The organism is Paracoccus sp. PAR01 (genome assembly GCF_014851995.1).
GTDB lineage: Bacteria > Pseudomonadota > Alphaproteobacteria > Rhodobacterales > Rhodobacteraceae > Paracoccus > Paracoccus litorisediminis.
This window is the reverse complement of sequence record NZ_JACVAW010000012.1, coordinates 1-20,341: the sequence shown is the minus strand read 5'-3', so window position 1 is coordinate 20,341 and position 20,341 is coordinate 1. Positions and strand designations below refer to the sequence as shown.

General features: G+C 63.6%; 18 protein-coding genes. 12 read left to right on the top strand and 6 right to left on the bottom strand.

Annotation, left to right across the window (positions count from 1 at the left end; translation table 11 throughout):
* The 9 genes from IB235_RS16750 to IB235_RS16710 all read left to right on the top strand — a co-directional run bounded on the left by IB235_RS16750 (position 1) and on the right by IB235_RS16710 (position 8,608).
* Positions 1 to 687: a NapC/NirT family cytochrome c gene (locus IB235_RS16750; RefSeq protein WP_155040699.1), complete on the top strand. Its 687-nt coding sequence runs from the start codon at positions 1 to 3 to the stop codon at positions 685 to 687.
* Positions 688 to 865: 178 nt separating this feature from the next.
* Positions 866 to 2,497: an ABC transporter substrate-binding protein gene (locus IB235_RS16745; RefSeq protein ID WP_225612412.1), complete on the top strand. Its 1,632-nt coding sequence runs from the start codon at positions 866 to 868 to the stop codon at positions 2,495 to 2,497.
* Between the two features lie 71 nt (positions 2,498 to 2,568).
* On the top strand, positions 2,569 to 3,555 hold the full coding sequence (locus IB235_RS16740) for an ABC transporter ATP-binding protein (protein ID WP_192337657.1): 987 nt from the start codon (positions 2,569 to 2,571) through the stop codon (positions 3,553 to 3,555).
* Positions 3,552 to 4,529 (top strand): ABC transporter ATP-binding protein, encoded by a 978-nt coding sequence (locus IB235_RS16735; protein WP_192337656.1) that lies wholly within the window; start codon positions 3,552 to 3,554, stop codon positions 4,527 to 4,529. The genes IB235_RS16740 and IB235_RS16735 overlap by 4 nt, the downstream gene beginning before the upstream one ends.
* A 7-nt stretch (positions 4,530 to 4,536) precedes the next feature.
* The gene (locus IB235_RS16730; RefSeq protein WP_192337655.1) at positions 4,537 to 5,463 is read left to right on the top strand and encodes an ABC transporter permease; all 927 of its coding nucleotides are present in this window, start codon (positions 4,537 to 4,539) and stop codon (positions 5,461 to 5,463) included.
* Positions 5,464 to 5,472: 9 nt separating this feature from the next.
* On the top strand, positions 5,473 to 6,333 hold the full coding sequence (locus IB235_RS16725; RefSeq protein WP_192337654.1) for an ABC transporter permease: 861 nt from the start codon (positions 5,473 to 5,475) through the stop codon (positions 6,331 to 6,333).
* A gap of 15 nt (positions 6,334 to 6,348) precedes the next feature.
* A complete protein-coding gene (locus IB235_RS16720) occupies positions 6,349 to 7,107 on the top strand; it encodes a glycerophosphodiester phosphodiesterase family protein (RefSeq protein ID WP_192337653.1) in 759 nt (252 codons plus the stop codon).
* Complete coding sequence (locus IB235_RS16715; RefSeq protein WP_170297692.1) at positions 7,104 to 7,781, top strand: HAD family phosphatase; 678 nt, start codon at positions 7,104 to 7,106, stop codon at positions 7,779 to 7,781. Before IB235_RS16720 ends, IB235_RS16715 begins: the two co-directional genes overlap by 4 nt.
* Before the next feature lie 2 nt (positions 7,782 to 7,783).
* Entirely contained in the window at positions 7,784 to 8,608 is an 825-nt protein-coding gene (locus IB235_RS16710; RefSeq protein ID WP_192337652.1) for a sugar phosphate isomerase/epimerase, read from the top strand.
* A gap of 59 nt (positions 8,609 to 8,667) precedes the next feature.
* Here IB235_RS16710 and IB235_RS16705 read toward each other — a convergent pair whose 3' ends face one another.
* From IB235_RS16705 to IB235_RS16690, 4 genes are all read right to left on the bottom strand, one after another.
* Positions 8,668 to 9,285, bottom strand: coding sequence for a class I SAM-dependent methyltransferase (locus tag IB235_RS16705; RefSeq protein WP_155040690.1), 618 nt, complete (start codon positions 9,283 to 9,285; stop codon positions 8,668 to 8,670).
* 9 nt (positions 9,286 to 9,294) lie between these two features.
* Positions 9,295 to 10,044 carry a CDP-diacylglycerol--serine O-phosphatidyltransferase gene (gene pssA, locus IB235_RS16700; protein ID WP_155040689.1) on the bottom strand — a complete coding sequence of 250 codons (750 nt, stop codon included), beginning with the start codon at positions 10,042 to 10,044 and terminating at the stop codon, positions 9,295 to 9,297.
* A complete protein-coding gene (locus tag IB235_RS16695) occupies positions 10,044 to 10,718 on the bottom strand; it encodes a phosphatidylserine decarboxylase (protein ID WP_192337739.1) in 675 nt (224 codons plus the stop codon). Before IB235_RS16695 ends, pssA begins: the two co-directional genes overlap by 1 nt.
* Before the next feature lie 274 nt (positions 10,719 to 10,992).
* A complete protein-coding gene (locus tag IB235_RS16690; protein ID WP_370576916.1) occupies positions 10,993 to 11,763 on the bottom strand; it encodes an IclR family transcriptional regulator in 771 nt (256 codons plus the stop codon).
* Positions 11,764 to 11,974: 211 nt separating this feature from the next.
* Here IB235_RS16690 and IB235_RS16685 point away from each other — a divergent pair, with 211 nt between their 5' ends.
* Complete coding sequence (locus IB235_RS16685) at positions 11,975 to 13,285, top strand: MFS transporter (protein ID WP_155040687.1); 1,311 nt, start codon at positions 11,975 to 11,977, stop codon at positions 13,283 to 13,285.
* A gap of 62 nt (positions 13,286 to 13,347) precedes the next feature.
* Positions 13,348 to 14,994, top strand: coding sequence for a GMC family oxidoreductase (locus IB235_RS16680; protein WP_192337651.1), 1,647 nt, complete (start codon positions 13,348 to 13,350; stop codon positions 14,992 to 14,994).
* A gap of 104 nt (positions 14,995 to 15,098) precedes the next feature.
* Here IB235_RS16680 and IB235_RS16675 read toward each other — a convergent pair whose 3' ends face one another.
* Positions 15,099 to 17,372, bottom strand: a complete 2,274-nt coding sequence (locus tag IB235_RS16675; protein ID WP_192337650.1) for an adenosylcobalamin-dependent ribonucleoside-diphosphate reductase — start codon at positions 17,370 to 17,372, stop codon at positions 15,099 to 15,101.
* 414 nt (positions 17,373 to 17,786) lie between these two features.
* Here IB235_RS16675 and IB235_RS16670 point away from each other — a divergent pair, with 414 nt between their 5' ends.
* On the top strand, positions 17,787 to 19,304 hold the full coding sequence (locus IB235_RS16670; RefSeq protein WP_192337649.1) for a peptide MFS transporter: 1,518 nt from the start codon (positions 17,787 to 17,789) through the stop codon (positions 19,302 to 19,304).
* Between the two features lie 39 nt (positions 19,305 to 19,343).
* Here the strand turns inward: IB235_RS16670 and IB235_RS16665 are convergent.
* Positions 19,344 to 20,341, bottom strand: a 998-nt coding sequence (locus IB235_RS16665; protein WP_192337648.1) for an HlyD family secretion protein, incomplete at its 5' end; no start/stop codon positions are given.

Sequence of the window (20,341 nt, the reverse complement as noted above, 5' to 3'; positions counted from 1 at the left end):
ATGCTGCACTGGATCCTCGCTCCGTTCAAATGGTTCTGGCGCGTGCTCTGGACTCCGGCGGGAACGCTGGGACTGGGTTTCCTGACGCTGGGCGGGTTCATCGGCGGGGTCATGTTCTGGGGCGCGTTCAACACCGCGCTGGAGCTGACCAACACCGAAAAATTCTGCACCTCGTGTCATGAGATGCGCGATAACGTCTATGAAGAACTGTCGCATACGGTCCATTTCTCGAACCGCTCGGGGGTGCGGGCGTCATGCCCGGACTGCCATGTGCCGCATGAATGGACGCATAAGATCGCGCGCAAGATGCAGGCCAGCAAAGAGGTCTGGGGCAAGATATTCGGCACGGTCAACACCCGCCAGAAGTTTCTGGAAAAGCGGATCGAGCTGGCCCAGCATGAATGGGCGCGGCTGAAGGCCAATGACAGTCTGGAATGCCGCAACTGCCACACGGCGGTCGCCATGGACCTGTCGAAACAGGCGCCGCGCGCCGCCAATATCCACAGCCAGTATCTGCTGACCGGCCAGCGCACCTGCATCGATTGCCACAAGGGCATCGCGCATGAGCTGCCCGACATGAGCGGGGTGGCTCCGGGCTGGACCGTGCCCAAGGACATGGACGCGACCCCCGCCGCCCCGGCCAGCGAGGTTCAGGGTTATCTTTTGCAGCGCGCGCACGAGGGTTAGCCCACCCCAAGCGCCTGCCGAAAGCCGCGCCGTCGCCGGGAAACCGGCGGCGGCGCAACCGTCTGCCAGGCAAACTTCATTGAAACGTCACCGGACTCTCGTCCCAGCGCCACGTTCAGGGCGCAAAGGCTGCGCGACCTTCACGGAAAGTCGCAACAGAAGAACACGAGAGGGAATGATGCTTATCAACCGTCGCCACACGCTGGGCCTGTTCGGTGCCGCCGCCGGTTCGCTGATCCTGCCGCGCGGCTTGCGCGCCCAGGGCCAGCGCCGCGAAATCACCATCGCCGTGCAAAAGATCACCAACAACAACACGCTGGACATCTGGTACGAACAGTCCAACGTCGGCGAGCGCGTCTTCTTCCCGAACCTGTGGGAAGGGCTGATCCTGCGCGACTGGATGGGAAATCAGGGCCCGGTGCCGGGTCTGGCCACCGAATGGAAGCGGCTGGACGACAAGACCATCGAACTCAAGCTGCGTCAGGGCGTCCGCTTCCACAATGGCGACGAACTGACCGCCGAGGACGTGGTGTTCTCCTTCTCGAACGAACGGCTTTTCGCCGGGACCGAGCCTGCGGGCGGCAAGACCCTGTATGAGGCGGATTTCAAGCCGCAATCGGCCAAGGAGCTGCCCGCCAGCGTCCCCGGCATCGCCCGTCGCCTGTGGCCCGCCTTGCGCGGCGTCGAGGCTGTCGACAAATACACCGTCCGCTTCCACAACGCGACGCCGGACGTGACGCTGGAAGGGCGGCTGTATGCATTCGGCTCGCAGATCGCCAGCAAGCGCGCCTGGGACGAGGCCGCGACCTATGCCGATTGGGCCGCGAAACCCGTTACCACCGGCCCTTACCGGGTCGAGGAATTCCGCCCCGACGTGTCGCTGACGCTGGTGGCGTTCGACGATTACTGGGGCGGCCGCCCGCCGCTGGCCCGCATCCGCTTCGTCGAGGTCCCCGAGGTCGCCAGCCGCGTCAACGGGCTGCTGTCGGGCGAATATGATTTCGCCTGCGACCTGCCGCCCGACCAAATCGCCACCATTCAGGCGGCTCCGGGGCTTGAGGTGCAATCCTCGACCATCTGGAACCACCGCATCTCGGTTTTCAACAAGCAGAACGAGATCCTGGCCGATCCGCTGGTGCGCCGCGCCTTTACCCATTCGATCGACCGCAAGGCCATCGTCGATGCGCTGTGGGGTGGGCAGACCGCGATCCCGGCGGGGATGCAGTTCGACAGCTTCAAGACCTCGGACATGTTCGTCGAAGGCTGGACCGTGCCGGAATACAATCCCGAACTGGCGCGCGACCTGCTGAAACAGGCGGGCTATAAGGGCGATGCGATCCCCTACCGCCTGCTGAACAATTACTACACCAACCAGACCCCCACCGCGCAGATTCTGGTCGAGATGTGGAAGCAGGTCGGCCTGAACGTCGAAATCCAGATGAAGGAAAACTGGGCGCAGATCCACGATCCCGAAGGGGTCAAGGGCGTGCGCGACTGGTCGGCCTCGAACAATATCAACGACCCGATCACGCCGCTGATCACCCAGTTCGGCCCGAATGGCGAGGCTCAGCAGAAGCGCGACTTCTGGAACGACGAGGTCAACCGCCTGTCCGTGGTCATGGAGACCTCGACCAGCCACGCCGACCGCAAGAAGGCGATTACCCGGCTGCTGGAAATCTGCGAACGCGAGGACCCGGCCTATACCGTGCTGCACCAGAACGCGGTCTTCACCGGCATGAAATCCGAGCTGAACTGGAAGGCCGCGCCGGCCTTTGCCATGGATTTCCGCGCCGCGAACTGGAGCGTCTGATTTCGAACGGGCAGGGCGGGTGACAGCATCCGCCCTGTTTCATTTTTCCAAGCAAGACAGGAGGGCGGCGCATGTCGTTCGTCTCCATCCGGGATCTGACGGTCGCCTTTGACGGCGTTCCGGTCCTGCACGGTATCGATCTGGATATCGACCGCGGCGAGGCCATCGGTCTGGTCGGCGAAAGCGGCTGCGGCAAGTCGGTAACGTGGCTGGCAGCGCTGGGATTGCTGCTGGGCAAGGCGCGGGTTCAGGGCTCGGTCCGGCTGGACGGGCAGGAACTGATCGGCGCGCCAAGGACCACGCTGGAAGGGGTGCGCGGTGCCCGCATCGCGATGATCTTTCAGGACCCGTCATCTTCGCTGAACCCGGTGCAGCGCGTAGGTCGGCAAATTGGCGAAGGCCTGCGCCTGCATCGCGGGCTGCGCGGTGCGCAGGCCCGGACCGAGGTACTGCGGCTGATGGATATGGTCGGCATTCCCGACGCCAAGCGTCGCATCGACCTGTACCCGCATGAGTTTTCCGGCGGTCAGTGCCAGCGCATCATGATCGCCATGGCCCTTGCTGGCCAACCCGACCTGCTGATCGCGGATGAGCCGACGACCGCGCTGGACGCGACCATTCAGGCGCAAATTCTGGACCTGCTGGCTGGCCTGCGCCGTCAGACCGGCATGGCTATGGTGTTTATCAGCCACGATCTTGGCGCGGTCTCGGCGGTTTGTGATCGGGCGGCGGTGATGTATGCGGGCCGGATCGTCGAGGCGAACGACATCGACAGCCTTTTCGCGGCACCTGCCCATCCCTATACGCACGGGCTGTTCCGCGCGATCCCCGATCTGGAGGCGGGCCGCGCCCGGCTGCGCCCGATCGAGGGCACGGTTCCCGATCCGCGCGCCCTGCCTGCCGGTTGCGCCTTTGCTCCGCGTTGTGATGCCGCATCGTCGCTGTGCAATTCCTATGCCCCGGACCTGAAGAACCAGCGTTCCGGCGGCGCGGTCGCCTGTTTTCATCCCGTTCAATCGTCACTTCGACACATGACCCAGCAGGAGGTCCCGGCATGAGCCCGTTGCTTGAGGTGCGCGGGCTGGTCCAGCGCTATGCCACTGCCAAACCCCTGTTTGGAAAAGCCAATGATATCCGTGCCGTCGATGGCATCGACCTGACACTGCACGAAGGCGAAATCCTTGGCATTGTCGGGGAAAGCGGCTCGGGAAAATCGACGCTGGGCCGGATGCTGCTGGGACTGGAACGGCCGTGGCAGGGCGAGGTCCGCTATCGCGGCCAGCCGATGCCCGCCCCCGGCAGCGCGGATTGGCGCAAGCTGCGGGCCGATATGCAACTGGTCTATCAGGACCCGCTGGCGGCACTGGACCGGCGCATGACCATCAGCCGCCAGATATCTGAGCCGCTGGAGATCCACGGTCTGGCCAAGGGCGAGGACGCCCGCGACCGCGTGGCCGCGCTGATGGCGCGGGTCGGGCTGCGCGTCGATCAGGCCGACCGCTATCCGCATGAACTGTCCGGCGGGCAGCGCCAGCGCGTCGTCATCGCCCGCGCGCTGGCCAGTCGCCCGCGTTTTCTGGTCTGCGACGAACCCGTCTCGGCGCTGGATGTCTCGATTCAGGCACAGGTGGTGAACCTGCTGCGCGAATTGCAGGAACGAGAGCGGCTGACCATGGTCTTTATCAGCCATGACCTGAAGGTGGTGCGCAATATCTGTGACCGGGTGGCGGTGATGTATCTGGGCCGCGTGGTCGAGATCGCCTCCTCGGACCGGATATTTTCAGACCCGCGCCATCCTTATACGCGGGCGCTGGTGTCCTCGGTCCCGAAACCGGGGCAGGGGCTGGACGGGCGCATCATCCTGAAGGGAGAGCCGCCCAATCCCGCGCGCCGACCGTCCGGCTGTGCCTTTCATCCGCGCTGCCGCCATTCCGATGCGGGTTGCGCCGCGACCCGGCCCGAACTGGCCGAGCATGACGGGCGGCAGGCCGCCTGCCTGAAGCTGGGCCACGCCCGGCCCGTTGCCGCCTGAGGTTTCCATGATCCGCTTCATCCTTGCCAAGCTGGCCCGCGCCTTTCTGACCATCCTGCTGGTCGTGACCTTTGCCTTTGTCGTGTTGCGCCTGTCGGGCGATCCGGCGCAGGTCCTGCTGGGGCCGGATGCGCCGCAGGACGCGGTCGATGCCTTCCGCGCCCGCTGGGGTCTGGACGACCCGCTGTGGCAGCAATACCTGGCCTATCTGCGCCAGATCCTCAGCTTCGATTTCGGCGTCTCGATGCGCGACCAGTCGCCCGCCATCGATCTGGTGCTGCAGCGCATCCCGGCGACGCTGGCGCTGACCGTGCCCGCGCTGATCCTGAAACTGGCGATCGGCATTCCGGCGGGGGTCTATGCCGCGCTGCACCGCCAGTCGGTGGCGGATCGCGGCGTCATCATGATGTCGATCTTTGGCTTCACCATCCCGTCCTTTGTCCTTGGGCTGGTGCTGGTTCTGGTCTTTGCGGTCCGGCTGGACTGGCTGCCCTCGGGCGGGCAGGACAGCTGGCGTCACGCCATCCTGCCCATTGCCACCCTGTCCATCGGCGGCATCGGCATCCTTGCGCGGTTCTCGCGCTCGGCCATGATCGAGGTGCTGGGCCAGCCCTATATCCGCACCGCCATGGCCAAGGGCCTGCCCTGGCGCGAGGTGGTCTGGCGCCACGCGCTGCCCAATGCGGCGGTGCCCATCGTCACGCTGATCGGCTTCATGCTGGGCGCGCTGATCGCAGGCGCGGTGGTGGTCGAAAGCATCTTCTCATGGCCGGGGATCGGGCGGCTGATCGTCGTCTCGGTCGCGAACCGCGATCTGGCGGTGGTGCAATGCCTGCTGCTGGTCATTGCCGCCTCGATGGTGGTGGCCAATCTGCTGGTCGATTTTTCCTATGGCCTGCTGGACCCGCGCCTGCGCGCCAAGCCTGCTCACTGAGGACCGATGATGACGACTGCAACCGTCCTTCCCGCGCCGCATCTGCTGACCCGCATCCGTCTGAAGATGCCGTTCCTTGTCGTGCTGTCGATGATCTGGATCGCAACGATGGTGCTGGTGGCGATTTTTGCCGATCAGATCCGCCCCTATGACATCACCCGCATGGACCTGATGGCGCGGCTGGCGCCGATGGGCACGCCGGGCCACCTGCTGGGCACGGATGAACTGGGCCGGGACGTGCTGTCGCGGCTGATCCAGTCGATCCGGGTGTCGCTGGTCATCGCCTTTGGCGCGACGATCCTGTCGGCGGTCCTTGGCACCACCTTGGGCTTCCTGGCTGCGCAATTCCGCGGCTGGGTCGAGCATCTGGTGATGGCGCTGGCCGATTTTCAGGCGGCGCTACCCTTCATGATCATGTCGCTGGCGGTGCTGGCGTTTTTCGGCTCGTCCATGTGGCTGCTGGTCTGCCTGATGGGCTTTTACGGGTGGGAGCGGTACGCCCGAATCGCGCGCGGGCTGGCGATTTCGGCCTCGGCCCAGGGCTATGCGGCGGCAGTGGTGCAACTGGGCGCGACACCGCGCCGGGTCTATCTGCGCCACATCCTGCCCAATGTCGCCTCGACCCTGATCGTGTCGATGACTCTGACCTTCCCGGAGATCATCCTGATGGAATCCGGCCTTAGCTTTCTGGGGCTTGGGGTGCAGCCGCCGCAAAGCTCTCTGGGGAACATGGTGGGCTTTGGCCGCGAATATCTGACGCGCGCGCCATGGATCATGCTGGCTCCATCCGTGGTGATCGTGCTGACGACGCTGAGTATTTCGCTTATGGGGGACTGGCTGCGCGACCGGCTGGACCCGACAATCCGCTGAACGAAGGATACAGACATGTCCAAGATCATGGCGCATCGCGGCGCCCGCAACCTCTGGGCCGAGAACTCGGCCTACGGCTTTCGCCAGACCGTCCGGCACGGTTTCGACGCCATCGAATTCGACCTGCACCTGACCGATGCCGGTGAACTGGTGGTAATCCATGACGCCACGCTGGAGCGTACGACGGACGGCGTGGGTCTTGTCCGTGACCTGACCCCCGAAAGCCGCCGCGCGCTGCGCCTTAAGGGCCCGGATGGTGCGCTGATCGACGAAGGCGTGCCAAGCTTTGACGAGGTGCTGGATATCCTGACCCCGGACACGGCCGATCTGTATGTCGAACTCAAGGCGGATCAGAACGGCCAGCCCTATCCCGGCATGGTCGCCATGGCCGCCGAGGCGCTGTGCCAGCGCGGGTTGCAGGCGCGCTCGGTCCTGCACAGCTTCGACATTTCCGTCGTGCGCGAGATCCGCGATGTTGCCCCGGAATTCGGGCGGCTGATCTCGGTCAACCGCGACTGGGCCACGCGTCAGGGTGGCATCGCGGCGCTTCTGGCCGAGGTCGATGGGCTGGTTGATATCGTCGGCATCCATCATGAGTTGTTCGAGGCCGAGTTCGACCTGATCCGCAGCCTGCGCCCGTTGGCGGCAACATCGGTCTGGACCGTCAACGACCCCGACCTGATCCGGCACTGGATCGCGCGCGGCCCGGGCTATATCGTCTCGGACAATCCCGTCCTTGTCCGCGAATTGATGACCGAGGAATGCACCGCATGAGTTATGACGCGATCCTTTTCGACTGCGACGGCGTGCTGCTGGACAGCGAACCGCTGGGCTGCGGGGCGTTGGCGCAGGCCATTACCGCTGCCGGTTTCCCGATGGACCGGGACGAGGCCGCGCGCATCTTTTCCGGCAATGGTGGCGATCAAAGCCGGGGATGGATGGCGCAGGCGGGACTGGACGCCGAACAGGTGTTTGCGGCAGCCGACCGGATGCTGTTCCAGATGTTCGACCAGCATATCCCGCACATACCGGGGATCGAGCGCGTGTTGTGGGACTTCGACGTGGCCATGGCGGTCTGCTCGAATTCCAGCATCCGGCGGCTGGACCGTTCCATCGCGCGGACGCCGCTGGCGCGGCGTTTCGGTCCGCACGTCTATTCGGCCGAGCATGTCGCCCGTGCCAAGCCCGCCCCCGATCTGGCAATATTCGCCGCCGCGCGTCTTGGCGTCGCGCCGGAACGGGCGATTTTCATCGACGACAACCCGCATGGCATCCTGTGCGCCCGTGACGCGGGATGTCTGGCCGTGGGCTTTATCGGCCCTTCGGAACACCGCGAGGGCCATGCCGACCGCCTGCTTGACGCGGGCGCGCATCATCTTGTCCACGGCATGGACGAATTCCACACATTGTTAAGCGATCTTTCCCTTCCCCTTTTCGAGAAAGCCTGATCATGACCGACCTGCCATTGCTGGGCATGGCGCTGCCGACTGCGGCGCTTGAGGATTTTCGCGATTTCATCCTTGCCGAGGATCGCGATGTCGAGCTTCAGGATTTCTTCGATGCCGATCTGCTGAATGGCGACTGGAAATCGGTGGCCGATCAGGCCCGCCTTATCCTGTCTGGCTATCAGGGGCGGTTGGGCATCCACGGTCCGTTCTGGGGCCTGAACATCGCCAATCCCGATCCCGACATGCAGGCGGTGATCACCCGGAAATATCTGCAGGGGCTGGAAGTCTGCGACTATCTGGGTGCGACTCAGATGGTCATCCATTCGCCCTACACGACCTGGGATTTCAACAATCTGGACAATTTCTCGGATCGCTCGGCCTATGACTGGGTGATCGAGAATTGTCACAAGATCATGGCGCCGGTCGTTGCCCGCGCAGAAGATATCGGGGTCACCATGGTCGTCGAGAATATCGAGGACAAGGACCCCGATATCCGCCGCATCCTTGCCGACAGCTTCGATTCCCCGGCCATGGCGGTGTCTGTCGATACCGGGCACGCGCATTACGCCCATGGCGCGACCGGCGCGCCGCCGGTGGATTATTTCATCCGCCGTGCGGGCGAGCGTCTGCAACACGTCCATCTGCAGGATGCCGATGGATATGCCGACCGCCACTGGGCGATTGGCGAGGGGAATATCCTGTGGCACGGAGTGTTTCGCGCGCTGGCCGAGTTGAAATCCTCGCCCCGGCTGATCCTTGAACTGCGCGACAAGGGCCGGATCATGCGTTCGGTCGAATGGCTGGCGGCAGCGGGATTGGCGCGTTAGGTTTCGGCAATAACCTGTTGAAATTGGCCACCGGACGGATCTCCGCCCGGTGGTTTCGTTCAGTTGGGCTGACGTTTGCCCAGCACCAGAAAGGTCATGAAGGGCGGGATGGTTTCGCGCGATTCAAGCTGCAGGCAGGATTCGCCCAGCACGGTCTCGATGCGGAAATCGGAATGCCAGCCAATGACATTGGCCAGCGGCGCAAAGGCCTTTTCGATCGCCGCCAGCGCGCCCTCGCTGCGGGCGAAATGGTTGGTGATGACCACCTTGCCGCCCGGTTTGCAGACCCGCGCGATCTCGGCCATGACCTTTTCGGGTTCCGGCACCACGGACAGCACATGCATGGCGGCCACGGTATCGAAATGGTCGTCGGGAAAGTCCAGCGAACGGGCATCCATCTGCCGCAATTCGTGGACCTGGGTCAGGTTCTGCTTTTCGACCTTCTCACGTGCCTTTTCCAGCATTTCATGGCTGAAATCGATGCCCGTGACCCGCATGCCGGGCTCGTAGTGCTGCAACGACAGGCCGGTTCCGACCCCGACCTCCAGCACGCTGCCACCACGTGAGTTGATGTAACCGACGGCCTTTTTTCGGCCCCCATTGGTCAGCGCCCCGAACGTCCCGTCATAGATCGGGGCCCAGCGTGAGTAGGACGCCTGTACCGCCTTTATATCCATATGCCTTGCTCAACCCGCAGATGATTTGCGTTTCTCCAACAAGGCCCAGATGACCATGCCTACATAGGCAAGGCAAAGCACAATCAACGTCGCCCAAGGAAAAGTCAGCAGGGCGGCCAGCGTTGCCGTCACCGCGATCAGGAAAAACTTGACGTTCTCGCGCGATATGCGGGTTTTCTTGAACGACCATGTCGGAATGCGGCTGATAAGCAACAACCCTACGGCGACCATGTAGATGCAGATGACCGGCTCGGGCAGGACGGGCTTGTTGCCGAACAGGAAGGACAGATACATCGGCAGCATGACCAGCAGCGCACCGGCGGGCGAGGGAACGCCCTGAAAATAGGCGGTATCGGGGCGTTCGGTCGCATCGGCCTTGGCGCCGACATTGAACCGCGCCAGCCGCATCACGCTGCAAACCGCAAAGACCAGAACCGAGATCCAGGCGATGCCGCGGAAATGGTCCAGGCCCCAGAAATACAGCAGCAGGGGCGGCGCTACGCCGAAGTTCAGGAAATCGGCCAGCGAATCCAGCTCGGCGCCGATCTTGCTGGAACTGCCAAGTGCGCGGGCCAACCGCCCGTCCACCCCGTCCAACACCCCGGCAAGGATGATCAGCAGCACGGCCAGCGTATAGTTGCCCTGCACGCCAAAGCGGATCGCCGACAGGCCCGCGCAGATGGCGGCCACCGTCAGCACATTGGGCAGCAGTTGCAGCAGGGTCAATTCGCCCGAGGGCTTTTGCGGGTTCTCGGACATCACTCGGTCCGGGTCGAGGTGAGGTCGGCGATGATGCTTTCCCCGGCCACCATGGTCTGGCCGATGCTGACCAGAGGCTCAACGCCCGGCGGCAGATAGACATCAAGGCGCGAGCCGAAACGGATCAGGCCGAAGCGTCCGCCGCGCGTCACCGCATCGCCCGGCTTGACGAAGCAGACGATGCGCCGCGCCACCAGACCGGCGATCTGGACCACGGCCAATTGGCGGCCGTCCTCCATCTCGATGCACAGGCTGTTGCGTTCGTTGTCGACGCTGGCCTTGTCGAGAGAGGCGTTGAAGAACTTGCCCGGGCGGTAAGCGACGGCAGTGACACGGCCTGCGACCGGGGCGCGGTTCACATGGCAGTTGAACACGCTCATGAAGACGCTGACGCGGGTCAGAGGCGCGTCGGCCATGCCCAGTTCCTTCGGCGGAACTGCGGGCTCGATCAGCGAGACGATGCCGTCAGCCGGGCTGATCACCAGTCCGGGGCGGTTGGGGGTGACACGCTCGGGGTCGCGAAAGAAGTAGTAGCACCAGACTGTCAGGCCGACCCCGATCCAGCCCAGAGGCTCCCACAGCAGGAACAGCGCGAGGGTGATGGCAGCAAAGATCGCGACGAAACGACGACCCTCCGGATGCATCGGCTTGATGAACGTGTCGCGCATGCGCATGATCTGGCGTGGTCCTTCCAAGGAATTTCAGGCCAAAGACTTTGGCGAAATCTGGGCCAAGATACAAGATCCGGGGGGCGATAGGGCGGTGCAATGCGCTTTGTATCAGATTTTACCCTTCCGCGTGCAGCACACAGGATAGCTGCGATGCCGGAAAGCGGAGTATCGATATATCTTTAAATATTTCAACACATTAGTCGGAATATATGATTTGTTTTCTTGCCATTCAGGCGTTGATGTCTCGACGCGAGCTACAAATAGCAGATGCGATAGCTCAGGTCAGACCGGTCAACTCGCTCGCGGCCTGACGCAAGGCGGGCAGGTGTTTCAGCCCGTCCTCAAGTGACAGGCGCTGCACGGGGGCGTGGAAGGACAGCGTCGCGCAGAACAATCCGGCGCGGTCCAGCACCGGTACGGCGACCGCGATCATGCCGGGCACGAACTCCTCGCTATCGGTGGAGTAGCCGCGCGTGCGGATCGCGGCAATTTCGCTGCGTAAGGCGGCGGGATCGGTGATGGTGCGTTCGGTATGGGCATGCAGCCGCGCCTTGGACAGGAAGCGCTCGAATTCGGCCGCGCCCATCTGGGCCAGCGCCGCCTTGCCCGCCGAGGTCGCGTGCAGCGGCACGCGCGAGCCGACCTTCAGCGCGATCCGCAGCGGCCAATGGGTTTCCACCCGGTCGACATAGATCATCGCATCGCCGTCGGGGATCGACAGGTTGCAGGTCTCGCCCACGGATTCGTTCAGCCGCATCAGCACCTCGCGCCGGGGCAGGTGGTGGTGACCGGCACGCATCACGCCCAGCATCATCTCGCGCAGTTTCGGGCCCGGCAGGTAGCTGCGCCCGTCCAGATGCCGCGAGAGATAGCCCTCCTGTTCCAGATTGGCGACCAGCCGGTGGATGGTGGGCTTGGGCAGGCCAAGGACGGCGTTGATCTCGGTCGGCGTCATCGGCCGCGCCTCAAGTGCGATCACCTGCAGGATCTGCAGGTTGCGCAGGCTGGGTGCGCTGGAAATGGAGTCGGGGCTTTGGTCCATCGGCATCATGCTTTCCTGTCCGGGGCGCCAGTCTAGCGCGGGGCGGGGCGCTGTCCAACCGCGGAACGGATATGCGTTCTGTCATAAATGAGACTCATTGTCTCAAAATTACTTTGACTCAATGCCGATGGCTCGGGCAGCATCCGATCACCGGCATGGGAGGAGCGTGCCGGTTCCGAACAGATTGCAGACGACGAACAACGCACGGGAGGGCGGAATGTCGGATCTGAGCATCGGTGCCTATGGCACTGCCAAACATGAGAACAATGTCAGAAAGGTCGTGTTCGCCAGCCTCGTGGGCTCGACCATCGAATGGTATGATTTCTTTCTTTACGGCGTCGTTGCCGGGATCGTGTTCAACAAGCTGTTCTTTCCCACGGACAACGAAACCGTCTCGATCCTGCTGGCCTATGCCACCTTCGCGATGGGCTTTGTCGCCCGTCCGCTGGGCGGGCTGGTCTTTGGCCATTTCGGCGACCGCATCGGACGCAAGACGATGCTGGTCATCACCCTGCTGCTGATGGGCGGTGCAACGGTCGCCATCGGGTTTTTGCCGACCTATGAAAGCATCGGCATCGCCGCGCCGATCATCCTGCTGTTTCTGCGTATCCTGCAGGGCATTGGCATCGGTGGCGAATGGGGCGGGGCAGTGCTGATGGCCTATGAATTCGCGCCCAAGGAAAAGCGCGGCTTCTATGCCTCGATCCCGCAGATCGGCCTGTCTCTGGGTCTGTTCATGGCGTCCGGGGTGATGGCGCTGCTGACCATGCTGCCGGAAGAGGCCTTCCTGGCCTGGGGCTGGCGCTCGGCCTTTGTCGCTTCGATCATTCTTGTCGGTCTGGGAACCTGGATCCGCAGCAATATCGGTGAAAGCCCGGAATTCGAGAAGGCCAAGGCGGAATCGCGGGGCCGCGATCAGGGCCTGCCCTTTACCGACATGATCAAGCGCTACCCGGCCAATGTCGCACTGGGCATGGGCGCGCGCTATATCGACGGTGTGTTCTTCAACATCTTCGCGGTGTTCTCGATCGTCTACCTGACCAAGTATGTCGGACTCGAGCGCAGTTTCGCGCTGTGGACGGTCTGCGCGGCAGCGGTGGTGATGGTGTTCTGCATCCCGTTCTTTGGCCGGCTTTCCGACCGGGTCGGGCGACCGCAGACCTATGCGATGGGCGCGCTTTTGCTGTGTCTCAGCGTGTTTCCGGCATTCGCGCTGATGACCTCGGGCAATCCGGTGCTGATCGTTCTGGGGATCGTGCTGCCCTTTGGCATCATCTACCCGATTTGCTACGGCCCCGAGGCGGCGCTGTTCGCCGATCTGTTCGATCCCAGCGTGCGCTATACCGGCGTGTCCTTCGTCTATCAGTTCTCGGGGATCTTTGCCTCGGGGATCACGCCGATGATCGCGACATGGCTGATGGCCTCGAACAACAACGATCCGTTCTGGCTGTGCTGCTATGTGGTCTTTGCCGGTCTTGTGTCGATGATCTGCGCGATCCTGATCGGGCGGCGTGAGGCGCGCGGCTAACCAAGGCACTGCGGCGTCCCGCCACCGGGGCGCCGCCACATTGTCACTGTGAGGGATAAGACATGGCCGTAGGTCAGGAAATTTCCGATTACGTGGTGGTGGGCGCTGGTTCCGCCGGATGCGTGGTGGCGAACCGGCTGAGCGCCGATCCGGGCATCCGCGTCACCCTGCTAGAGGCCGGGGGCCGCGATACCAGCCCATGGATACACATTCCGGTCGGCTATTTCCGTACCATGCACAATCCCGAATTCGACTGGTGCTACCGGACCGAGCCTGATCCCGGCCTTGCCGGACGCGCCATCTACTGGCCGCGCGGCAAGGTGCTGGGGGGCTCGTCCTCGCTGAACGGGCTGCTTTACGTGCGCGGCCAGCGGCAGGATTACGACCATTGGGCGCAGATGGGCAATCGCGGCTGGTCATGGTCCGAGGTCGGCCCGCTTTTCGAGGAGTTGGAGACGTTCCAGCGCGGCAGCGGCGAGGGGCGAGGGTCCGAAGGCGCGCTGCAGGTCTCCGATCCGCGCCTGCGCCGCCGCATCTGCGAATTGTGGATCGAGGCCGCGAAAGCGCAGGGCATTCCCTATAATCCCGATTACAACGGCCCGGTTCAGGACGGGGTCGGGCATTTCCAGCTGACCGTGGACAAGGGGCGGCGCTGCTCCTCGGCCAAGGCCTTCCTGACGCCGATCCGCGACCGCGCAAACCTGCGGATCGAGACACATGCGCAGGTGCTGCGCGTGGTGATCGAAGAAGGCCGCGCCACGGGCGTCGAGATTATCCGCCCCGACGGCAGCCGCGACGTGATCCGCGCCGCGCGCGAGGTGATCCTGTGCGCCGGGGCCATCGGCTCTCCGCAATTGCTGATGCTGTCGGGTGTCGGTGACGCTGAACAATTGACCGGGCAGGGCATCCGCGTCGCCCGCCATTCGCCCGAGGTCGGCCGCAACCTGCAGGACCATCTGCAGGCGCGGCTGGTGTTCAAATGCCGCGAGGCGACCCTGAACGATGAGGTCCGCAGCCTGTTCAACAAGGCGCGGATCGGGCTGGAATATGCGCTGTTCCGTACGGGGCCGATGACCATGGCGGCAAGTCTGGTCTTTGGTTTCCTGCGCACCCGGCCCGAATTGGCCACGCCCGACATCCAGTTCCACATCCAGCCCTGGTCCGCTGACAGCCCCGGCGAGGGCGTGCATCCGTTCTCGGCCTTCACGCAATCGGTCTGCCAGTTGCGTCCCGAAAGCCGGGGCACGGTGACATTGCGCAGTCCCGACGCACGTGATGCGCCGTTGATCCAGCCGAATTACCTGTCAACCCGGACCGATTGCGACACCGTGGTCGCGGGCATCGAGATCGCCCGCCAGATCGCCCGGACCGAGCCGCTGCGCGCAGCGATTTCCGAGGAGTTCCGGCCCGCCCCCGGCGTTCAGGGCTATGACGAGACATTGGCCTGGGCGCGTGAAAATTCGACCACCATCTATCACCCCACCGGAACCTGCCGGATGGGGGTGGATGATCGAGCCGTGGTGGATCCCCGCCTGCGGGTGCGCGGGGTCGAAGGGCTGCGTGTCGCCGATTGCTCGATCATGCCCGAGATCGTGTCCGGAAATACCAACGCGCCCGCGATGATGATCGGGGCGAAGCTGGCGCAGATCGTGATCGAGGATCGCGCCATGGCCGGGCAGGTTGGTGGGGTCTTGGGCAAGGTGGCCTGACGGCGCTGTTCGCGCCGGTGGCATGCCTTGCAGGGGGCTCTGCCCCGATCCCTTCGGGATCTCCCCGGGATATTTCTACAAGAAAGAAACCGGGGAGAGTGGCTTCAGCCGCAGCGGCTCCAGAGGCAGCTGGTGCATTTTTCGCAGCCATCGGCATGGATCACGGTGAACTCGCCGCAGCTGGGGCAGGCCTGACCCTTGGGCCGCTCCGTCGCGATGGCCGGGACGGCGGCAGCTGCTTCGGGCGCGGTGAAGAAACCGATCGCGATCATGTGCTGTTCAAGGATATTGCCGATCGCGGCCAGGATCGAGGGCACGTATTTGCCCTTCATCCACGATCCGCCGCGCGGGTCGAAGACGGCCTTCAGTTCCTCAACCACGAAGCCCACATCGCCGCCGCGCCGGAATACGGCCGAGATCATCCGGGTCAGCGCCACCGTCCAGGCGAAATGCTCCATGTTCTTGGAGTTGATGAAGACCTCGAACGGGCGGCGGATGCCGTCCTCGTCGATGGTGTCGTTGACGGTGACATAGATGGCGTGCTGGCTGTCGGGCCATTTCAGCTTGTAGGTCTCGCCCGACAGAACCTCGGCGCGGGCCAGGGGGGTGACGGCGGGGGCGGGCACCGGAGCCGGTGTGGGTTCGGGCTTCTTCTCGGGCTCGACGGACAGGACCGAGCCGGTCACGTCATTCGGGCGATAGGTGGTGCAGCCTTTGCAGCCCAGATCCCAGGCGGCCATGTAGACATCCTTGAATTCCTGAAAGCCGATATCCTGCGGGCAGTTGATGGTCTTGGAGATCGAACTGTCCACCCATTCCTGCGCCGCCGCCTGCATGGCGACGTGATCGCGGGGTGCCAGCGTCTGGGCGTTGACGAAATAATCCGGCAAAGGCGCATCGCCATGCAGGTCGCGCCACATCTGGACGGCGTAATCGACGACCTCTTCCTCGGTTCGCGATCCGTCCTTTTGCAGCACCTTGCGAGTATAGGCATAGGCAAAGACCGGCTCGATCCCCGACGACACATTGCCCGCGTAAAGCGAGATCGTCCCGGTCGGCGCGATCGAGGTCAGCAGCGCATTGCGGATACCGTGCTGCGAAATGGCATCGCGCACATCCTTGTCCATCTTCTGCATGAAGCCGGATTTCAGATATTTCTTGGCATCGAACAGCGGGAAGGCACCTTTTTCGCGGGCCAGATCCACCGAGGCCAGATAGGCCGAACGCGCAATGGCCTTCATCCAGACGCGGGTATGGGCGACGGCATCGTCAGCGCCGTAGCGCAGGCCCAGCATCAGCAGTGCATCGGCCAGTCCGGTGACGCCCAGCCCGATGCGGCGCTTGGCATGGGCCTCGGCCTCCTGTTGGGGCAGCGGGAATTTCGAGGCATCGACGACATTGTCCATCATGCGGACGGCGGTGCGGACCAGTTCGTCCAAGCCGCGCGCATCCAGTTCCGCCTTGTCCGTAAACGGATGCGTCACCAGCCGGGCTAGGTTGACCGAGCCCAGCAGGCAGGCGCCATAGGGGGGCAGGGGCTGTTCGCCACAGGGATTGGTGGCCGAGATGGTTTCGCAATAGCCAAGGTTGTTGGCCTTGTTGATGCGGTCGATGAAGATCACGCCCGGCTCGGCATAGTCATAGGTGGACTGCATGATGCGGTCCCACAACTCGCGTGCCTTGACGGTGCGGAAGGTCCTGCCGCCAAAGACCAGCGGCCAGTCGGCATCGGCCTTGACCGCATCCATGAACGGATCGGTGACCAGCACCGACAGGTTGAACATGCGCAGCCGCTTGGCGTCCTGCTTGGCGGTGATGAATTCCTCAACATCCGGGTGGTCGCAGCGCATGGTCGCCATCATCGCGCCGCGGCGCGAGCCGGCCGACATGATCGTGCGGCACATCGAATCCCAGACATCCATGAAGGTCAGCGGCCCCGAGGCATCCGCCGCCACCCCCATGACCGGCGCGCCCTTGGGCCGCAGCGTCGAGAAGTCATAGCCGATGCCGCCGCCCTGCTGCATGGTCAGCGCGGCTTCCTTCAGCATGTCGAAGATACCGGCCATGCTGTCGGGGATGGTGCCCATGACGAAGCAGTTGAACAGCGTCACGTCGCGGCCGGTGCCTGCGCCCGCGATGATCCGACCGGCTGGCAGGAACTTGAAACCTTCCAGCGCGGCGTAGAAGCGATCCTCCCATGCGGCGGGGTCGGCCTCGACTCGGGCCAGATCGCGGGCGATGCGCCGCCAGGTGTCCTGCACCGACAGGTCGCGCGGTGCGCCCGAGGCCTCTTTCAGGCGGTACTTCATGTCCCAGATCTGCTCGGCGATCGGAGCCGCAAAGACGGAATCGTTCTCGATGGGATGGATCTGGTTCATGGGCCTGTCCTGGCTGCGAAATTGTCGGAAAACTTCCACCTATATGGGTCTGATGAGCAAAAAACACAAGATATAGGAAGGCTGTGCGAGGCCCCTGTCGGGCCGACAAATCGTCGCAGCCTGTCGGGCGCGGGTTCGGTTCGCGGTGAATCCTGCGGGGCGATGGCTGACAAATCAAGCCAAATGCATGGGCTGTTCGATCAGGGGGCGCGGGCCGAAAAGCGCGGGAATCGGTCCATTGCAGCGAGATTATGCGCAGTCAGGATGACAGGCCGATCAGGCCAAGTGACAGAATTCGAGGGACTGAATCAAGCAAAAGGTGCAAAATACCCTGCGTCGGACGTCCATCTGCCCATTTCCCCCCGGAGCAAGCTGGAGTAACCCGTCCCGCGAATGAAAAAGTCGCAGGTAAACATGACCCGACTCGGAAAATACCCCGCCGGTCTGACCTCGCTCTTCCTCGTCGAGATGTGGGAGCGCTTCAGCTATTACGGGATGCGCGCCATCCTGGTTCTTTATCTGGTCGATGTCGTCGCCAATGGCGGCCTTGGCCTTGCCACCGCGGATGCGGTGGCGATCTATGGCATCTATACGGCCTCGGCCTATATCCTTGCCCTGCCGGGCGGCTGGATCGCCGACCGTTACTGGGGCTCGCGCCGTGCGATCACCGTCGGTGCCGTGGTCATCATCATCGGCCATATCTTGCTGGCGTTTGCCGGTTCAAGCGCGGGTCTGTTCCTGGTCGGGCTGGCCTGCATCGCCATCGGTACCGGGCTGCTCAAGCCCAATATCTCCAGCATGGTCGGTGAGCTTTACGACAAGGACGACATCGGCGGGCGCGATGCGGGCTTTTCGTTCTTCTACATGGGCATCAATATCGGTGCGATCCTTGGCGGCTTCATCGCCGGTTATCTGGGCGAGAAATGGGGCTGGCACTGGGGCTTTGGCGCCGCTGCCATCGCCATGACCCTGGGGCTGGTGAACTTCATCTATGCGGGCAAGAACTCGTTGCGCGGTCTGGGCGGGGCTCCCCAACCGCATCACCATCCCGATAGCGGGACGGCGCGTTTCGACCATCTGACCACCGTGATCCTGTGTGGCGCGGCGGTGCTGGTGATCGGAGGCATGATGATGGCCGGTTGGCTGGACCTGTCCAGCGCCACCGGAATTGCAGGCGCGATGGGTGTGCTGATCGTCACCGTGGCGGTGGGCTTCTTCCTGAACATCTATTTCGCCGGTGACCTGACACCCGCCGAGAAACGCCGGATGATCGTTCTGGCGGTGCTGTTCGTGGCCGCTGCCGTCTTCTGGTCGCGCTTCGAGCAGGCCGGGTCGTCGCTGTCGATCTTTGCCGCCGATCTGACCGATCGTCAGCTGGGCAGTTTCGAGGTTCCGGCCTCGTGGTTTCAGAACCTGAACCCGGCCTTCATCGTGCTGCTGACGCCCCTGTTTGCCGCCTTCTGGCTGACCGCGCAGAAGCGCAAATGGGAGATCTCGGTCTTTGTGAAATTCGGCCTTGCGCTGATCCTTGTGGGTCTGGGCTTCTGGCTGCTGGTGCCTGCGGCACGGATGGCGGCGGGTGGCGCGAAAGTGTCGTTCCTGTTCCTGACCGGCACTTTCCTGATCCATACCTGCGCCGAACTGCTGCTTAGCCCGGTTGGCCTCAGCACCTTCTCGCGTCTCGCGCCGCAGCGCTTCACCAGCCAGATGATGGGCTTCTGGTTCGTTGCAAGCTCGCTGGGCAGCCTGATGGCGGGGCTGCTGGCGACGGGCATGGACACTTCCAGCCCGACCAGCCTACCGCATCTGTTCGATCGGCTGTTCTGGGGCAGCGTCATCCCGGGCGTGCTGCTGATCCTGGCGGCGCGGCCGCTGACCCGCTGGGCCTTGGGCGGCAGCGAGCATCTGCCCGCCGAGGAAGTGAAGCAATAAGATCAGCGGCGGGCCGGGAAACCGGCCCGCCCGCTACGTTCAATGGCCCTTCAACACCAGCGTCTGCACCGGCAGCAGAATGGCCTGAATGCGCAGGATCAGCGCATGCACCAGCCCCACCGTGTCGATCGCATGCAGCCCGAAGCGTTTAAATGAGCCTGTGCCGGGATCGTCCAGCGCGTCATGGTTGCTGGTATAGGCATTGGCGATGCAGGTCGCACCCTGCGGCAGCCCGTCCAGCGCGCCTTCGAACAGCGGCTCCATGATCACGGTGATCGTGCCGCCCTGTACCAGGTTTTGCATGTCAAGCAGCTGATCCGTGGGCCGGATCTGACCGGCGGCGATCACGTCCTGAACTTCGGTCACCACCATCGGGATCACCTGCCACGGTTTGGCGATGCAGGCGACTTCACCGATCATGCCGGGTTTCATCACCTGGGATTCAATCTGGCCAAAGCCGGCGACCAGACCGGTGACCTGCCGCTGCGGCACCAGGATACCCGCCGGGCGCAGCATCGGGTTGACCACATCGCCGGGCCGCAATGCGAACTGCTGGACGATCCCGTCGGTGCCTGCCAGCACAAGCGTCTTGTCCAGTTCGACCTGCGCCTCGTGCAGGGCGGCTTCGGCGCTGGCCTTGCGGGCAGGCAGTTGGAATTCGACCTGAGCCTTTAGCGCATCCCGCGCGGCGATGGCCGCATCGACCATGCCCTGTTGGGTTTCGACCTGCACCTGCGCACGCTCGACATCGCGGCGGGCGACGGCGCTGGAGTTCTGCTTGAGCAGGGTATTGCGGGTCTCATATTCGTCCGTGGCCTGCGCCAGCATCCCCTGAGCCTGCGCGATGCGGCCATCCGCCTCGCGGACCTGAATCTGCGCGACTTTCAGTTCGGCCTCGATTTCGGCCAAAGCGCGGCGGTCGGTCTCAACCGCGGCGCGCTGGCTGGTATCGTCCAGCCGGAACAGCGGATCGCCCTGTTTGACGCTTTGGTTGATGTCGACAAAGGTCTCGGCCACCCGGCCATTGGTTTCCGGCA

Bases quoted from the DNA above. Each gene is read 5' to 3' on its own strand.
- IB235_RS16735 (WP_192337656.1), top strand. From the start codon at position 3,552: ATGAGCCCGTTGCTTGAGGTGCGCGGGCTGGTCCAGCGCTATGCCACT.
- IB235_RS16740 (WP_192337657.1), top strand. From the start codon at position 2,569: ATGTCGTTCGTCTCCATCCGGGATCTGACGGTCGCCTTTGACGGCGTT.
- IB235_RS16750 (WP_155040699.1), top strand. From the start codon at position 1: ATGCTGCACTGGATCCTCGCTCCGTTCAAATGGTTCTGGCGCGTGCTC.
- IB235_RS16720 (WP_192337653.1), top strand. From the start codon at position 6,349: ATGTCCAAGATCATGGCGCATCGCGGCGCCCGCAACCTCTGGGCCGAG.
- IB235_RS16710 (WP_192337652.1), top strand. From the start codon at position 7,784: ATGACCGACCTGCCATTGCTGGGCATGGCGCTGCCGACTGCGGCGCTT.
- IB235_RS16715 (WP_170297692.1), top strand. From the start codon at position 7,104: ATGAGTTATGACGCGATCCTTTTCGACTGCGACGGCGTGCTGCTGGAC.
- IB235_RS16680 (WP_192337651.1), top strand. From the start codon at position 13,348: ATGGCCGTAGGTCAGGAAATTTCCGATTACGTGGTGGTGGGCGCTGGT.
- IB235_RS16670 (WP_192337649.1), top strand. From the start codon at position 17,787: ATGACCCGACTCGGAAAATACCCCGCCGGTCTGACCTCGCTCTTCCTC.
- pssA (WP_155040689.1), bottom strand. From the start codon at position 10,044: ATGTCCGAGAACCCGCAAAAGCCCTCGGGCGAATTGACCCTGCTGCAA.
- IB235_RS16730 (WP_192337655.1), top strand. From the start codon at position 4,537: ATGATCCGCTTCATCCTTGCCAAGCTGGCCCGCGCCTTTCTGACCATC.
- IB235_RS16685 (WP_155040687.1), top strand. From the start codon at position 11,975: ATGTCGGATCTGAGCATCGGTGCCTATGGCACTGCCAAACATGAGAAC.
- IB235_RS16705 (WP_155040690.1), bottom strand. From the start codon at position 9,285: ATGGATATAAAGGCGGTACAGGCGTCCTACTCACGCTGGGCCCCGATC.
- IB235_RS16675 (WP_192337650.1), bottom strand. From the start codon at position 17,372: ATGAACCAGATCCATCCCATCGAGAACGATTCCGTCTTTGCGGCTCCG.
- IB235_RS16695 (WP_192337739.1), bottom strand. From the start codon at position 10,718: ATGCGCATGCGCGACACGTTCATCAAGCCGATGCATCCGGAGGGTCGT.
- IB235_RS16690 (WP_370576916.1), bottom strand. From the start codon at position 11,763: ATGCCGATGGACCAAAGCCCCGACTCCATTTCCAGCGCACCCAGCCTG.
- IB235_RS16725 (WP_192337654.1), top strand. From the start codon at position 5,473: ATGACGACTGCAACCGTCCTTCCCGCGCCGCATCTGCTGACCCGCATC.
- IB235_RS16745 (WP_225612412.1), top strand. From the start codon at position 866: ATGCTTATCAACCGTCGCCACACGCTGGGCCTGTTCGGTGCCGCCGCC.